Annotated in this window: 17 protein-coding genes; 7 read left to right on the forward strand and 10 right to left on the reverse strand. The window is 60.3% G+C overall.

Annotated features, from left to right (window positions below):
• Positions 1-31: 31 nt before the first annotated feature.
• The 3 genes from ACI77H_RS13275 to ACI77H_RS13285 are packed head-to-tail and all read right to left on the reverse strand — an operon-like array spanning position 32 to position 1422.
• A complete protein-coding gene (locus tag ACI77H_RS13275; protein WP_407012297.1) occupies positions 32-247 on the reverse strand; it encodes a DUF1289 domain-containing protein in 216 nt (71 codons plus the stop codon).
• Positions 244-768 (reverse strand): gamma carbonic anhydrase family protein, encoded by a 525-nt coding sequence (locus ACI77H_RS13280; protein WP_407012298.1) that lies wholly within the window; start codon positions 766-768, stop codon positions 244-246. The genes ACI77H_RS13275 and ACI77H_RS13280 overlap by 4 nt, the downstream gene beginning before the upstream one ends.
• Positions 769-822: 54 nt before the next feature.
• The gene (locus ACI77H_RS13285) at positions 823-1422 is read right to left on the reverse strand and encodes a CoA pyrophosphatase (RefSeq protein WP_407012299.1); all 600 of its coding nucleotides are present in this window, start codon (positions 1420-1422) and stop codon (positions 823-825) included.
• A 146-nt stretch (positions 1423-1568) separates the two neighbouring features.
• Here ACI77H_RS13285 and ACI77H_RS13290 point away from each other — a divergent pair, with 146 nt between their 5' ends.
• On the forward strand, positions 1569-2120 hold the full coding sequence (locus ACI77H_RS13290; protein ID WP_407012300.1) for an NUDIX hydrolase: 552 nt from the start codon (positions 1569-1571) through the stop codon (positions 2118-2120).
• Positions 2121-2171: 51 nt separating this feature from the next.
• On the forward strand, positions 2172-2675 hold the full coding sequence (locus tag ACI77H_RS13295) for a murein L,D-transpeptidase family protein (protein ID WP_150653681.1): 504 nt from the start codon (positions 2172-2174) through the stop codon (positions 2673-2675).
• 96 nt (positions 2676-2771) lie between these two features.
• Here the strand turns inward: ACI77H_RS13295 and ACI77H_RS13300 are convergent, their stop codons facing one another.
• Genes ACI77H_RS13300 through ACI77H_RS13315 form a run of 4 tightly spaced genes read right to left on the reverse strand, consistent with a single transcriptional unit; the run spans position 2772 to position 7078 of the window.
• Positions 2772-3191: a group 1 truncated hemoglobin gene (locus ACI77H_RS13300; RefSeq protein WP_407012301.1), complete on the reverse strand. Its 420-nt coding sequence runs from the start codon at positions 3189-3191 to the stop codon at positions 2772-2774.
• Entirely contained in the window at positions 3191-4054 is an 864-nt protein-coding gene (locus ACI77H_RS13305) for a DUF3034 family protein (RefSeq protein WP_407012302.1), read from the reverse strand. The genes ACI77H_RS13300 and ACI77H_RS13305 overlap by 1 nt, the downstream gene beginning before the upstream one ends.
• A 5-nt stretch (positions 4055-4059) precedes the next feature.
• A complete protein-coding gene (locus ACI77H_RS13310) occupies positions 4060-6417 on the reverse strand; it encodes a putative bifunctional diguanylate cyclase/phosphodiesterase (RefSeq protein WP_407012303.1) in 2358 nt (785 codons plus the stop codon).
• Positions 6401-7078, reverse strand: coding sequence for a methylamine utilization protein (locus ACI77H_RS13315; protein ID WP_407012304.1), 678 nt, complete (start codon positions 7076-7078; stop codon positions 6401-6403). The genes ACI77H_RS13310 and ACI77H_RS13315 overlap by 17 nt, the downstream gene beginning before the upstream one ends.
• Before the next feature lie 342 nt (positions 7079-7420).
• Between ACI77H_RS13315 and lon the strand changes: the two genes are divergently transcribed.
• The 5 genes from lon (at position 7421) to cmoB (ending at position 12973) form a co-directional block, all read left to right on the forward strand.
• Positions 7421-9838: an endopeptidase La gene (gene lon / locus ACI77H_RS13320; protein ID WP_407012305.1), complete on the forward strand. Its 2418-nt coding sequence runs from the start codon at positions 7421-7423 to the stop codon at positions 9836-9838.
• A 220-nt stretch (positions 9839-10058) separates the two neighbouring features.
• The gene (locus ACI77H_RS13325) at positions 10059-10451 is read left to right on the forward strand and encodes a protease inhibitor I42 family protein (RefSeq protein ID WP_407012306.1); all 393 of its coding nucleotides are present in this window, start codon (positions 10059-10061) and stop codon (positions 10449-10451) included.
• A gap of 2 nt (positions 10452-10453) precedes the next feature.
• Positions 10454-11125, forward strand: coding sequence for a lysoplasmalogenase (locus tag ACI77H_RS13330; protein ID WP_407012307.1), 672 nt, complete (start codon positions 10454-10456; stop codon positions 11123-11125).
• Between the two features lie 115 nt (positions 11126-11240).
• On the forward strand, positions 11241-12020 hold the full coding sequence (cmoA, locus tag ACI77H_RS13335) for a carboxy-S-adenosyl-L-methionine synthase CmoA (protein WP_407012308.1): 780 nt from the start codon (positions 11241-11243) through the stop codon (positions 12018-12020).
• Positions 12017-12973 carry a tRNA 5-methoxyuridine(34)/uridine 5-oxyacetic acid(34) synthase CmoB gene (gene cmoB / locus ACI77H_RS13340; protein WP_407012309.1) on the forward strand — a complete coding sequence of 319 codons (957 nt, stop codon included), beginning with the start codon at positions 12017-12019 and terminating at the stop codon, positions 12971-12973. The genes cmoA and cmoB overlap by 4 nt, the downstream gene beginning before the upstream one ends.
• Before the next feature lie 130 nt (positions 12974-13103).
• On the opposite strand, the gene tadA is transcribed toward cmoB, so the two are convergent.
• The 3 genes from tadA to ACI77H_RS13355 all read right to left on the reverse strand — a co-directional run bounded on the left by tadA (position 13104) and on the right by ACI77H_RS13355 (position 15393).
• Positions 13104-13601 (reverse strand): tRNA adenosine(34) deaminase TadA, encoded by a 498-nt coding sequence (gene tadA / locus ACI77H_RS13345; protein WP_407012310.1) that lies wholly within the window; start codon positions 13599-13601, stop codon positions 13104-13106.
• Complete coding sequence (locus ACI77H_RS13350) at positions 13601-14977, reverse strand: multicopper oxidase family protein (protein ID WP_407012311.1); 1377 nt, start codon at positions 14975-14977, stop codon at positions 13601-13603. The genes tadA and ACI77H_RS13350 overlap by 1 nt, the downstream gene beginning before the upstream one ends.
• A gap of 125 nt (positions 14978-15102) precedes the next feature.
• Positions 15103-15393 (reverse strand): PTS glucose transporter subunit IIB, encoded by a 291-nt coding sequence (locus tag ACI77H_RS13355; RefSeq protein ID WP_407012312.1) that lies wholly within the window; start codon positions 15391-15393, stop codon positions 15103-15105.

The raw sequence follows: 15393 nt of genomic DNA on the forward strand, positions 1-15393 counted from the left end.
GCAACACCTGTAGGCGCTGGCTTGCCAGCGATCAATTGTCGGATTTGTTGCCTATCATCCAAAGCAGCCCACTGGACTTGGCCCGCTCATGACACAGCCCCAACACCGTTCGGCGTTCGTCATTGCTCATCCGGCTCCAGCGCGTTATCTCTTCCACCGTGCGCTGACACCCGGTGCAAATATCATCCTCGTCCAGCGCACAAATGCTCACGCAGGGCGATAGCACCGGGCGTTCGGGCGTGCTCATTGTTCCTGCTCTGCCAGGTCGCGGGCATAACGTTGCGAGTTATGCACATAGTGCGCAGCGCTGGCCTCGAGCATTTTCTTCTGCGCCTCGGTGAGCTCGCGCACGACCTTGCCGGGCGAGCCCATGACCAGCGAACCGTCCGGAATTTCCTTGCCTTCGCCGATCAGCGAGTTGGCGCCGATGATGCAGTTCTTGCCGATTTTCGCGCCGTTGAGAATCACCGCGTTAATGCCGATCAGGCTGTAATCGCCGACGGTGCAGCCGTGGAGCATGGCGTTGTGGCCGATGGTCACGCCGGTGCCGATGGTCAGCGGGTAGCCCATGTCGGTGTGCATCACGGTGCCGTCCTGGACGTTGCTGTTCTTGCCGATCAGGATCAGTTCATTGTCGCCACGCAGCACGGCGTTAAACCAGACGTTGGCGCCCTCTTCCAGTTTGACCTTGCCCACCAGCACGGCGTTGGGGGCGACCCAGCTCTGTGGATGGGTCTCGACGCGGGCGTCGCCCAGGCGGTATTTCATCGTGTTGTCCTCAGGCTCAGGCAGCCGCGGCTTAACGCCATACGAACGATGGCTTCAGGTGTTGATAAAACTCTTGGGCGGCTGGTGCAGGCTGATTTTGGCGTCATAGAGCAGGTTGATCAACTCGACGATCATGATCGCCGTCAGGCCCCAGATCTTGTATTCGCCGTAACGATAACTCGGCACATACCAGCTGCGGCCCTGGTAATCGATGCGATGGGTATGTTCACGCGGGTCCTTGCGGAAGAATTCCAGGGGCACGCTGAACACCGCGGCGATCTCGGCGTCGTTGGCCAGATACTCGACAAAATCCGGAACCACGCCGACATAAGGCGTGACCTTGATGCCATGCAGGGAAATCAGCGGGCTCAACGGCCCGATCACTTCGACCAGTCCCGGTGGCAGGCCGATTTCTTCTTCGGCCTCACGTAGCGCGGTGAAAATCAGGTCAGGGTCTTCCGGGTCGCGGCGTCCGCCGGGGAAGGCCACTTCGCCGCCATGGGTCGAGAGCCCGCTGGCGCGCAGGGTCAGAACCAGTTCCGGTTCATCACTGCGAGTGATGGGCACCAGAACCGCGGCCTCCGGGAAACGCTTGTCGGTTTCCAGTGTGCGTGGGGTGTGGTTGCTTACTCGATGCAGTAGCTCGTCCAGCATGAGTCTTCTCGATTTATTCGCTACCTCGCATCATGCACCAATCACACCGACCGCCCAAGCCCCGAACTGCCGTGTGTCGCTAAACGACAACTTGCCGACAGACACCGCCGCACGCCAAGATAGGCGCAGCATTCAGGAACCCAAGCATGAAATTTTGCAGTCAGTGCGGCAACCCGGTCACCCAACGCATTCCCGAAGGCGATTCGCGTCTGCGTTTTGTCTGTGACAGCTGTCAGGCGATTCACTACCAGAACCCCAATATCGTCGCCGGTTGTGTGGCGACCTGGGGCTCGAAAGTGTTGCTGTGCCGACGCGCCATCGAGCCACGGCTCGGTTACTGGACCCTGCCCGCCGGTTTCATGGAAAACGGTGAAACCATCGAGCAGGCGGCCATTCGCGAGACGGCCGAGGAAGCCTGCGCGCGGGTGCGCAACCTGAACATCTATACATTGATCGATGTGCCGCACATCAGTCAGGTGCATGTGTTCTTTCGCGCAGAGCTGGTCGACCTGGATTTTTCCGCCGGTCCCGAGAGCCTGGAAGTGGCACTTTTCGACGAAGCCGACATCCCGTGGTCCGACCTCGCTTTCCGCACGGTGGGCCGTACCTTAGAATGCTTCTTCGCTGACCGGCGGACCGAGGTCTACCCCGTGCGATCCGAGTCGATCCCGCCGCTTGCTCAGCCTGCCATCACCTAAAAAACCTCTATAAATAAAATAGCCGCGACACCTCTCAGGGATATCGTTTCAATGCGCTGGTTGCTTGCCGTGTTTTGCTTGTCGTTCGTCGCTCTGTCACAGGCTTCCGTTGCGGAAACCCTGAACGGCAAAGTCATCGAAAAAGTTCTGGTGCTCAAATCCGCCCACCAATTGCAATTGATCAACGACGGCAAGCCGCTGAAGACCTATCGCATCTCCCTGGGCAAACGCCCCAAGGGGCCGAAGCTGATGGAAGGCGACAAGCGCACGCCGGAAGGTTTCTATTGGCTGGACTGGCGCAAGGTCAGCGATAAATTCAACCTGGCGATGCACATTTCCTACCCGAACATCAGCGACTCCGCGCGCGCGCGGCGCGAAGGCGTCGAGCCCGGCGGCATGATCATGATTCACGGTACGCCGGACACCGAAGAAAACCCCGAAGACCTGTTCCACACACTGGACTGGACCGACGGCTGCATCGCCATGCGCAACATGGACATGCGCGAAGTGTGGGGGTTGGTGCCGGACGGGACGATGATCGAGATTCGTCCGTAAAAAGACCGTCCTCGCGGGCAAACCTTGTACCTGCAGGGACTGCACAGACCCCGTAGAAGCGAGGTCGCCCGCGCCGCGCCCCGAGCAACCGGAACGTTACTTCTCGATCACGTCCCCGCGCATCGGCGCCAACCGCGCAATCAACCGATTCTGTACCGGCACAGCAATGCCCTGCGCATCCATCGCCGCAATCAGATCTTCCACCAGTGCATTGAAATCGCTGCGACTGACGTTCTGCCCCTTGTGGCTCTCGGCCATACTGTCGCCGGTATAGCTACAGGGCCCGCCCGCCTCCACGCAAAACTGCTCGATCAGCTTGTCGCGCAAACGCTGGATATCGATTTTGCGAAAGCGATCGACGATGCGTTCGTCCCGAGCAATGTTCAGCAACATGCCTTCCACAATCAGAGTGATGCCCGGTCGTTCGCCGAGCGCCCGATAAAGGTGATCATCCTTGGCTGGCTGTTGTGCACAACCACTGAGTAATACCACCAGGATCAGCAATACAAAGCGCATCAAAAACTCCCCTGCACGGACAGATACGTGCCGTTTTGATGATCCAGCGTGGCGATTTCGCCTAGGCGGGCGTAGGCCAATACCCACGACAAGTGCTTATTGGGGAAATACCCGACAAACACATCCGCCCAATCGCTTTCCCCGGCAAACGACAGATTGTCCGGCTTCTCGCGGTACTCGACGCCTACGGCCCAGCGCGGATTAAACAGTACCGCCAACGAACCTTCCTTGAGCAGACTGCGGGTATCACGACGGTCGCCACCGAACCCCAGCAACCCCAATTCGTTCGCCCGGCTGTAACGCAGACTGCCATTGACCAGCACGTTGTAGCCAAACGCCGCCCCCATGAACAAACGACTGGCGGCCAAATAGCCTTCGGTGTCGCTGTCACGGTTGGCGCCCACCAGGCTCGGAATCAGGAAATTGCGCTGATGCTTGTACTCAAACCCCAGGGACACCTGCGGCAGGTCATCGTAGATAACGTCGCCAAACAACCGCACTTTCACCCCGAGTACGTCCTGACCAAGGCTGTCTTCGGGCAGGCTCAACTTGCTCACCAGCGAGCCCAGATCAAACCGTTGCCGGGCGAAAGACAGCTCGACCCGATTGTCATAGGCCACCGCCAATCCGGCCACATCGAGTCGATAATCCGGCAGGTTGACCGTAGTGGCGAACGCCGTAGCGCCCCACTCACCCTTCTCTCCATAACCGGCGAGCACCGCCCACGGCGTGATTCCACCCCCCGCCGCACCTTCAAGGCTGCTGGCACCACCGGTGGCGATCAGTCGGCCGTTATCGGCCAGAGCGGTTTGCAGGGTCAGGCCGACAAGGCAGCCGATCAACAGGGAAATACGCGACGTCATGACCATCAATGAACCATGGAAGTTTGAGCAGCCAGGGGTAACGCGACCCAGGCTTCGAAAGCCGCCGCAGTCAGCGGGCGGCTGATGAGATAACCCTGCGCCGTGTCGCATTGCCAGCGTTCGAGCAGGCGCAGGCTGTGTGCGTACTCGACGCCTTCGGCAACCACTTTGAGCCCAAGGTTGTGGCTCATTTCGATGGTGGAACGGACGATCACCGCGTCCTCGCTGGTTTCATCCAGATCGCGCACAAAGGACTGATCGATTTTCAGCTCCTGCACCGGCAAACGCTTGAGGTGAGCCAAGGACGAGTAACCCGTGCCGAAGTCATCAACCGACAGACTGATGCCACAATCGCGTAACTGATGCAGGACTTTCAGCGCGTGTTCCGGCTCACGCATGACCGCGCTTTCGGTGATTTCGAAAATCAATTGCTCGGCCGGCAAACGATGAACTTTGAGCAACGCCGAAACCCGACCTGCCAGATCATCGCCAAGCAAGTCATCGGCCGAAATGTTCAGCGACAACTGCAAGCGCAAACCACGGCGGTTCCACTCCGAGAGCTGGCGCATGCCTTCGCCGATCACCCAATTGGTCAAGGTGCGAATGCTGCCGGTGCGTTCGGCCAAGGGAATGAATTCCGCCGGTGACACCATTCCGAACTGCGGATGCTGCCAACGCAACAAGGCTTCGGCCTGACGCACGTGACCTTTGCGGATATCCAGTTTCGGCTGGTAATGCAGTAAAAGCTCACCGTTGACAGCGGCCTGACGCAAGTCGCGGATCAGGGTGACTTGACGACGATGAGCGAGGTCGCGCCCCTGCTCGTAGATTTGCAGCCGGCCGGGTATTTGAGCCGCATCTTTCATGGCGATGGCCGCACGCTCAAGCAAGGTTTGCGCGCTTTGCCCGTCGACCGGAAATGCAGCAATCCCGAGCCGGCAGTCCAGGGCTACATCGTGGCCATTGATACGCTGCGACTTGAGCAGCAATTGCTGAAGCTGGTCGGCCACCGCCACCGCCGCATCACTGTCGAAACCATCGAGCAACAGCAGAAACTCATCGGCAATCAGGTGAGCCACCGTATCACCGGGGCGCAGCGCGACTTGCAGGCGCTCGCCCGTTTGCCTGAGCAGTTGGTCAACCGACTCGGGGCCGGCGGCCTCACTGATTGCGCGCAAGTTGTCGATGCCCAGGTAGACCAGAGCCATCGGTCGCTGCGCCGAGATCGCACTGCCCAGGCGTTCCATGGCCAGCGCACGGTTTGGCAACCCGGTCAGCCGATCGTGCAACGCGTTGTGAGCCAGTTGCTGCTCACGTTCGGCGATGCCGCTTTGCATCGAATTGAAGGCTCCGGCCAGCAGGCCAAGTTCGTCGCTGCGCTGAAGGTTGACCGGCGTCTGGTAATCGCCCTGACCAATGCGCTCGGCAGCCTCGGCCAGCGCTCGCACTGGCTGTGACACGCTACGCGCCAGCAACAAAGCGCCCGCCAGGGAAGCAAGCAACGCCACCAATGCAATGCCGAGGATCTTTTCATCCAGCGGCGCAAACGCCTGCATCGCGGCATTCAGCGGACTTTGCAGCAACGCGATGACTTGGTTGTCGCGGCCCTCGAGAGCACCGGCCAACATTAATGTCCGGCCCAGAAAATTCGGGTCCTGACGTTCGCTCAACGGCACCTGACTGTCCTGCCGACTGGCGAGCATCAAGCGCACCAGGCTGTCGTTCATCGAATCCGGCTGAGTGCTGACCAACTGACCGAGCTGCTGGCGGTCTACGGTGATGAACGACACCTCCAGATTGGTCAACGAACGCAGCTCTTCAGCCCACGAGGCGTCCATCCTGAAGCCCATCACCACTCGCGCGATTGGCAGCGGCGCCAGCACCGTGGCTTCCACCAGCAAATGAGGCTTGCCCTGTAACGGCACGATGACCATGGTTTGTTGATTGCGTCGGGCTTCGCGCAAGGCCTGGTCATAACGGAAGGGCGAGCCCTCAACCACATCGTCGAGGGTGCTGGAGAGAACTTTACCGTCCATGCCCAGCAGGATCATGTCACTGGCATTGATGCGTTTGCCATGATTTAACAGCACCGAAGCCATCGTCGCCGAATCGCCGCTGGCCACCGCATCGCGAAAGCCAAAATCTGCCGAGAGCAATTGCGCACCATCGGCCAGGCGCCGGCCACGTACGTCCAACAGGCGCTCGAATACTCGTGTCCCCACGTCCAACTGAGCGTTGGCCTGAGCACGGACCGCCGAGTTGGTCACCGCTTTCACGCTGAAATACAGCGCGCCGACCACCACCAGCAACAGCAGAATCAGAACGCAGGCGATGCGAGCCTGAAAACTACTGCGCAGTTTCATGGGCGGCTCGCTTGAACGCATCGCCAAAGGCACTGGATGTCGGCGCGGTTGGGCTTTGCGTGGCCTGGGCTTCGAGGTTCAGAGCAAAAACTTGCTGCAGACCTTGAGCGGGAATCTTCACTTCACCGCCGTTCACCGGTTGCATGTCCAGCGCCTGCGGATGCCACAGGGTGACGTGGTAAACCCCGGCCGGCACATTGAGCGCCAATTGGCCCTGGGTATCGGTCACGCCGAAACGCGGGTCTTCGGTGACGTAGACGTAGCCAAGCATCCAGTCGTGAATGTTGCAGCCGAGCACCACGACGCCGGGTTTGTCGAACAGCACCGGATCTGATGGCGTGCCTTCATACAGTCGCAATTCGAAGCGCTTGGCCGGTGAGAAGGAATACACCTGATGGCGAATGTTGTCGCTGTTGGGAAACTTGATCGGCGTGCCGGTATGCACCGCCAGCACGTGAGGGGCAAATTGCTGAGAACGCTGATCCATGTCGGCCTTGAGCGCACCCGCAGGCTGACCGGCCGGGCCTTGCAAAGTGACCACGGCATCGACCAATGGCTGGCCACGCTGGTCATGCATCTGGATTTGCAGCGTCGCGGCGCTGGCCATGCCACTGGAGCAAAGGGTTGCGGCGATAAAAAACAGCGAACGAAAACGGGCCATGGGGCTTCCGAAAAAGTCAGGGAGTCGAAATCGCCTGCCTTGGCTATAAGCTGATGCAAATGCTTGAGCGAGGGAGATAATGCCTGAGATAAGGCTAAGTGCCACTACCTATTATTGCTTGGTACATGACCGCTTGTCCGAGAAAAACTTATGCAATCGATCAGCTTCTGTATAGGTTATCGACCACCCGTGAAAAAGCTGAAGCAAGGTCTTTGCCGCGGCCTCATTGATTGGTGGGTCAACTGTCAAATACCTGAACACCCGCGCTGAAATTCCCCCATCCATTGAAACCACCCTCCACCTGCCCCATCTAAGACCCATACCCCATTGCGCAGGTGCCCCATGAGCGACCAGCAAGAATTCCCCGAAGACCCGAGCGAATACGCCGACCCCGAGAACGCCGAACACCACTCCACCGGCACAGGCCTCGCCCTGCCCGGCCAGAACTTGCCAGACAAGGTCTACATCATCCCGATCCACAACCGCCCGTTCTTCCCGGCCCAAGTGCTGCCGGTCATCGTCAACGAAGAACCGTGGGCTGAAACGCTGGATCTGGTGAGCAAGTCCGATCATCACTCCCTGGCCCTGTTCTACATGGACACGCCCCAGGAAGACCCGCGCCATTTCGACACCTCGGCCCTGCCGCTCTACGGCACGCTGGTCAAGGTGCACCACGCCAGCCGCGAAAACGGCAAACTGCAATTCGTCGCCCAGGGCCTGACCCGCGTGCGCATTCGCACCTGGCTCAAGCACCATCGCCCGCCGTACCTGGTGGAAGTCGAATACCCGCACCAGCCCACCGAGCCGACCGACGAGGTCAAGGCCTACGGCATGGCGCTGATCAACGCGATCAAGGAACTGCTGCCGCTCAACCCGCTGTACAGCGAAGAGCTGAAAAACTACCTCAACCGCTTCAGCCCCAACGATCCGTCGCCGCTGACCGACTTCGCCGCCGCCCTCACCTCGGCGACAGGGATTGAGTTGCAGGAAGTGCTCGACTGCGTGCCAATGCTCAAGCGCATGGAAAAAGTCCTGCCGATGCTGCGCAAGGAAGTCGAGGTCGCGCGCCTGCAGAAAGAAATCTCCGCCGAAGTTAACCGCAAGATCGGCGAGCATCAGCGCGAGTTCTTCCTCAAGGAGCAACTCAAGGTCATCCAGCAAGAGCTGGGGCTGACCAAGGACGACCGCAGCGCTGACATCGAACAGTTCGAACAGCGTCTGACCGGTAAGGTGTTGTCGACGCAGGCACAGAAACGCATCGAAGAGGAAATGAACAAACTGTCGATCCTCGAGACCGGTTCGCCGGAGTACGCGGTGACCCGCAACTACCTCGACTGGGCCACCTCGGTGCCGTGGGGCGTGTACGGCGAGGACAAACTCGACCTCAAGCACGCGCGCAAGGTCCTGGACAAACACCACGCCGGCCTCGACGACATCAAGGACCGCATCCTCGAATTCCTCGCGGTCGGTGCCTATAAAGGTGAAATCAGTGGCTCCATCGTGCTGCTGGTCGGTCCGCCGGGCGTGGGTAAAACCAGCGTCGGCAAATCCATCGCCGAATCCCTCGGCCGGCCGTTCTATCGCTTCAGCCTCGGCGGCATGCGCGACGAAGCCGAAATCAAGGGCCACCGCCGCACCTACATCGGCGCGCAACCGGGCAAACTGGTGCAGGCGTTGAAAGACGTCGAAGTGATGAACCCGGTGATCATGCTCGACGAGATCGACAAGATGGGCCAGAGCTACCAGGGCGATCCGGCCTCGGCGTTGCTGGAAACCCTCGACCCGGAACAGAACGTCGAATTCCTCGACCATTACCTCGACCTGCGCATGGACCTGTCGAAAGTGCTGTTCATCTGCACCGCCAACACCCTGGATTCGATCCCCGGCCCATTGCTGGACCGGATGGAAATCATTCGCCTGTCGGGTTACATCACCGAAGAAAAAATCGCCATCGCCAAGCGCCACTTGTGGCCCAAGCAGCTTGAGAAAGCAGGCGTATCTAAAGGCAGCCTGAGCATCAGCGACAGTGCGCTGAAGGCATTGATCGACGGTTACGCGCGTGAAGCCGGGGTGCGCCAGTTGGAAAAACAACTGGGCAAACTGGTGCGCAAAGCCGTGGTGAAGTTGATCGACGAGCCGAAAGCGGTAATCAAAATTGCGCCTAAGGACCTTGAAGCTTCGTTGGGGCACCCAGTGTTCCGCAACGAACAAGTGCTGTCCGGCACCGGCGTGATCACCGGCCTGGCCTGGACCAGCATGGGCGGCGCGACGTTGCCGATCGAAGCGACGCGGATTCACACGCTGAACCGTGGCTTCAAACTCACCGGGCAATTGGGCGAGGTGATGAAAGAGTCGGCGGAAATTGCCTACAGCTACGTCAGCTCCAACCTGAAATCGTTTGGCGGGGATCCGAAGTTCTTCGACGAAGCCTTCGTCCACCTGCACGTCCCGGAAGGCGCCACACCGAAAGACGGCCCGAGCGCCGGCGTGACCATGGCCAGCGCCCTGCTCTCGCTCGCCCGCAATCAGCCGCCGAAAAAAGGCGTGGCCATGACCGGGGAGCTGACGCTGACAGGGCATGTTTTGCCGATTGGCGGGGTGCGCGAGAAGGTGATTGCGGCGCGGCGGCAGAAGATTTTTGAATTGATCTTGCCGGAGCCTAACCGTGGCAGCTTTGATGAGCTGCCGGATTACCTGAAGGAAGGGATTACCGTGCATTTCGCCAAGCGCTTTGCGGATGTGGCGAAGGTGTTGTTCTGATGGTCATGTAGCGTCTGCGGGATCGCCATCGCCGGCAAGCCGGCTCCTACACGGGGTTGTGTCATTCACCTGTTTTGTGGCTGACACCCCATCCTCTGTAGGCGCCGGCTTGCCGGCGATGGCGTCAGTTCTGACAACGCAAACTCCCGCAGCTCGTCACACTTTGTCTCATCTTCAGTTATGCTCGCCGTTCGTCGTGAATGCCGGAGCCGCTGACCTCATGTCCCCCACCCGCCTGTTTGTCCCCCTCGCCCTCGCCTTGCTGGCCGCGTGCGCCACGCAACCGAAACACAATGTGACCGTGGAAAAACAAAGCGAATGCCCGGTGAAACTCACCAGTGGGCAAAACCTGATCCTGACCCTGCCGAGCAACCCGACCACGGGTTACCGCTGGGCGATCCAGGATTCGGCCGGTGGCGTGTTGCGCGCGTTAGGGCCAGAGGTTTATCGAAATCCGGAGGATGCTGGCGTCGTCGGTGCTGCCGGTGTTTCTACCTGGCGTTTCCAGGCATTCGCAAACGGTGACGGACGCTTGCGCCTGACCTCGCAACAGCCGTGGGCACCGGAAGTGTTGCCGGTTGAGACCTTCGATTGCGCGATTTCGGTTAACTGATCATGGGCTGGCTGATTCTGGCGCTGATGGGCGCGGTGACCTTTCTTTACGGCCTGAGCGTGCACGCCGCGCTGCTCTGCCTGCTGGTCAAACCGTTGCCCGTGTTGGCTCTGCTTGGCTGGCTGCACGACGCGCCGCCCAGCGAATATCGACGGTGGATCAGCCTTGGATTGATGTTCTCTCTACTGGGCGATGTGTTGCTGGCGTGGCCGGGGGATTTGTTCGTGTTCGGCCTCGGGGCGTTTTTGGTCGCGCACCTCGCCTATTTGAAAGCGTATTTGAGCGATTGCCGGCGATTGGCGCTGTTGCCACTAGTGATCGCGCTGGGTGTTGGCGCGGTGCTGTTGGGGATTTTGATTGCCAATGGCTTGGGCCCGTTGCTGATCCCGGTGATCGTCTACGGTCTGGCCATCAGCGCCATGCTTTGGCGGGCACTGGCTCGACTGGGTACCGATGTGCCAAAACGCTCGGCATTGCTGGCGGCGGGCGGCGCGTTGGCGTTTGTGTTCTCGGACAGCGTGATTGGCATCAACCGGTTTGTTGCACCGTTTCATGCCGCGCCTTACGTGATCATCCTCAGTTACTGGCTGGGGCAGTGGGGGATAACAGCGTCGGCGTTCACGCAAAAACCGAGTTCAATTCATCGCGGGCAAGCCCGCTCCCACAAGGATTGAGATAACCCTGTGGGAGCGGGCTTGCCCGCGATGGCGGTATCACGAACGAAACGAATTTCTGCCTGCCCGCCGGTTTATCAGACAACCCGCGCATCCCCGCGCCAAGTTGGCTAAAATGCCGGCCTTTTCCACATACGCCGCTGGAACCGCCGTGAGCAAAGAACCCGATCGCCTTTTCGCCCAGCCCTTGGCCCAGGTGCCCGACTTCGCCTTTAACGAGGACGTGGTGCGGGTGTTCCTGGACATGATCAAGCGCTCGGTGCCCGGCTATCCGACCATCGTTGAAAACCTCGGCGTGCTCGCCGCGCAATTCGCCCAGCCCCACAGCGTGCTCTACGACCTCGGCTCGTCCCTCGGCGCCGTGACCCAGGCGTTGCGCCGTCACGTGCGCACCGACGGTTGCCGCGTCATCGCTGTGGATAACTCCGCGGCGATGGTCGAGCGCTGCCGCGAATACCTCAACGGCCAGGATTCGATGTTCCAGGAGTTGCTGCCGGTCGAAGTGATCGAAGGCGACATCCTCGCCCTCGACTTTCAGCCGGCCTCAGTGGTGGCGCTGAACTTCACCCTGCAGTTCATCGCCCCCGAGCAGCGCACCGCGTTGCTCAGCCGTATCCATCAATCGCTGCTGCCCGGTGGTGCGCTGATTCTCTCGGAGAAGCTGCGCTTCAACGACGCCGAAGAACACACGTTGCTCACCGACCTGCACGTCGCGTTCAAACGCGCCAACGGCTACAGCGAACTGGAAATCGCCCAGAAGCGCAGCGCCATCGAAAACGTCATGAAGCCCGATAGCCTCGAAGAACACCGCGAGCGCCTGCTGGCTGCCGGGTTCTCGAAAGTCGTGCCGTGGTTCCAGTGTCTTAACTTTGCCTCGTTGATTGCCTTGCCATGATTGATCTATCCCCCCTCGTCCGCCGTCTGGCCGGCACACCGCTGGCCGATTGGGCTAACACCCTGCAAGCGCAACTCGACAAGAAAATGGAAAAGGGTCACGGCGACCTGGAGCGCTGGCAAAGTGCGCTGGACGCCTTGCCGAAGATCCAGCCTGGCGAAGTCGATTTACTCAACGGCCTGACCCTGGACACCGATTGCGACGACGCCACCCGTGCGCAAATGCACACGGCGCTGATGGGCTTGTCGCCGTGGCGTAAGGGTCCCTTCGATCTGTTTGGCGTGCACGTCGACACCGAATGGCGCTCGGACTGGAAGTGGTCGCGCGTCGCGCCGCATCTGGACCTGAAGGGCAAACGCATCCTCGATGTCGGCTGCGGCAATGGCTACTACATGTGGCGCATGCTCGGCGCCGGTGCGGACAGCGTGATCGGCGTCGATCCGAACTGGCTGTTCTTCTGCCAGTTCCAGGCCGTTCAGCGCTATTTGTCCGAGCCGAATGCCTGGCACCTGCCCTTCCCCTTCGAAGACCTGCCACCGGAGCTCGAAGGCTTCGACACGGTGTTTTCCATGGGTGTGTTCTACCACCGCCGTTCACCGATTGAGCATTTGCTGGCGTTGAAGGATTGCCTGGTCAAGGGCGGTGAACTGGTGTTGGAAACGCTGGTGATCGAAGGTGATCAACAACAGGTGCTGGTGCCGGAAGATCGTTACGCGCAGATGCGTAACGTGTGGTTTTTGCCATCGGTGCCGGCGCTTATGCTCTGGTTGCGGCGTGCCGGTTTCACGGACGTGAAGTGTGTGGATGTCAGTGTAACGACCGTCGAGGAACAACGCGGGACGGAGTGGATGAAGTATCAGTCGCTCAGCGACTTCCTCGATCCGGAAGATCACAGCAAGACGATTGAAGGGCTGCCGGCGCCGATGCGTGCGGTGATCGTGGCGCGCAAGTAACCCCCGATCTCCAGGCAACCAATAACCCTGTGGGAGCGGACTTGCCCGCGATGGCGGTGTTTCAGTCGACATCATTGTTGGATGTGCCGCCGCCATCGCGAGCAAGCTCGCCCCTACAGGGGCGCGGTGCTCAGTCTGCGGGTTTCGCGCGTCTTGCCTTGAAGAACTCGCTAAGCACCGCCCCACATTCCTCCGCCAACACCCCGCCTTCAAACAAAACCCGATGGTTGAGAAACCCTTGGGTAAAAAACTGCCCCTGACTTTGCACAATCCCGGCTTTCGGTTCCAAAGCGCCATACACCACGCGCGCAATCCGCGAATGCACGATCAGCCCGGCGCACATGCTGCACGGTTCAAGCGTCACGTACAGCGTGCTGCCCGGCAGGCGATAGTTGCTGGCCGCTAATGCCGCGGCGCGGATCGCGACCATCTCGGCATGCGCGCTCGGGTCGTTGCCGCTGATCGGGCAATTGAAGCCGCGACCGATGATTTCACCGTCCTGCACCAGCACCGCGCCCACCGGCACTTCACCCAGAGCCGCACCTTGAGCGGCGAGGGCCAGGGCTTCGCGCATGAAGTCGCGGTCACGACTGCGGTCAATGATCGCCGCAGGACGAATCTGTCGCATCACGCCACCTCGATGGCGGCCATCAGGCCGGTTTCCATGTGGTCGATCACATGGCAATGGAACATCCAAACCCCTGGGTTATCCGCCACCAGCGCCACTTGTGCACGCTCGTTCTTGCCCAACAAGTACGTGTCGGTGAAATACGGGATGACCTTGTGCCGGTTCGAGGCAATGACCTTGAAGCTCATGCCGTGCAGGTGAATCGGGTGCTGGTATTGAGTCATGTTTTTCAATTCGAAAATGTAGCTCTTGCCCTTCTCGAGCTTGGCAATCGGGCGGTCGGCGCAGGTCTTGTCGGTGATGTCCCAGGCCTTGCCGTTGATCTGCCACAGGCTCGGCGGCTTGCCGTTGTCGACGTTCACCGACACCGACCCCACCCATTCGAAATTGAAGTTGAGTTTCTCGGCATTGGCCATGTCCGGTTCAGCTACCGGGTTGGCGGGCAGCGCGGGCGGCCACTGGGTCGGTGCATCGCTGTTCGTCACGGAGCGGAACGTGCCCAAACGTACCGGGCCGTTACGCAGCGATAATTCTTCGCCCGCCGGTGGTGCTTTTATGGCCAGGCAAATACGCATGCCGGGGCCGAGCCAGTATTCCTTGCCCAGCGGCCGTGGCTCTACTGGATTGCCGTCCAGCGCGTAGATCTGCGCTTCGACACCCGGGATGTTCAGGCGGTAGGTCAGGGTGTTGTCGAGGTTGAGCAGACGCACGCGAGTGATCTGCCCGGCGGGCAAGTCGATCACCGCTTGCGAGACACCATTGATGGTCGACAGGCGCCCCGCCGTACCGCCACGAGCCGCTTCGCGAGGAATGCTGAAGGCGACGAACGCCCCTTCTTCATCGACGTGCCAGCTCTTGAGGCTCAGGGTTTTTTCGTACTTGAAACCGGTCGGCTCGCGTTCCTCGACGATCAATGGGCCAACCAGTCCGCGACCGAGTTCTTCGCTGCTGTTCACGTGCGGGTGATACCAGTAGCTGCCGGCATCGGGCACGCGGAACTTGTAGTCGAAGTATTCGCCCGGCAGCACCGGCAGCTGCGAAACGTACGGCACACCGTCCATTTCCAGTGGCAGGCGGATGCCGTGCCAGTGAATGGTGGTCGCCACCGGCAAGTGGTTGATGAACCGCACCCGCAGCCATTCGCCCTGACGCACGCGCAACTCGGTGCCCGGCGCCGACGGGCCGAACGCCCAGGCTTCGGTCTTGTGCCCGGCCACCAGTTCGACGTCCAGCGGCGCGGCGATCAGCTCATAGTCGTGACCTGCGTCAGCGTCGGCCATCTTGCCCAGCCAGTACCGCGACGCGCCCCCCGCACCGACGCCAACGACAACAAGACCGGCCAGGCCACCGAGGATTTGGCGACGGGTAAAGGACATGAACTCAACTACCTCACGTATCAGCGACAGGTCCGGGGACCTGCAAAAGGCGAATACGATACACCTGCGGTTGAGAAACAGTAAGGGCGACCGAGAGACGCACAGCATCGGTGGCGAAGGATCGGTTATGGCTGAAGACCGATAATCAGGTGCACCACCCCGCCCTCCAGCATCATGACGCCGGGCACACCTGCCAGATTCAACGCCTGCCGATTCATCCGCCCCGCGTCGAACAATTCCACCCGAACCCGGGTCAGCGCCACAGGCTGCTGCGACTTGAGGTTATCCACACCACCCAACGCGGCCACGACCTTCGCTGCCAGGCCAGGCGCCGATGGCACGACCACCTTCGGTTCATCCACGATCAGATCCGGCGTCAAGGCTTTCCAGAACGCTCGCTGCATTTTCTCGAACAT

It is taken from the genome of Pseudomonas sp. O230 (assembly GCF_045447035.1).
In the GTDB taxonomy this organism is placed as follows: Bacteria; Pseudomonadota; Gammaproteobacteria; order Pseudomonadales; family Pseudomonadaceae; genus Aquipseudomonas.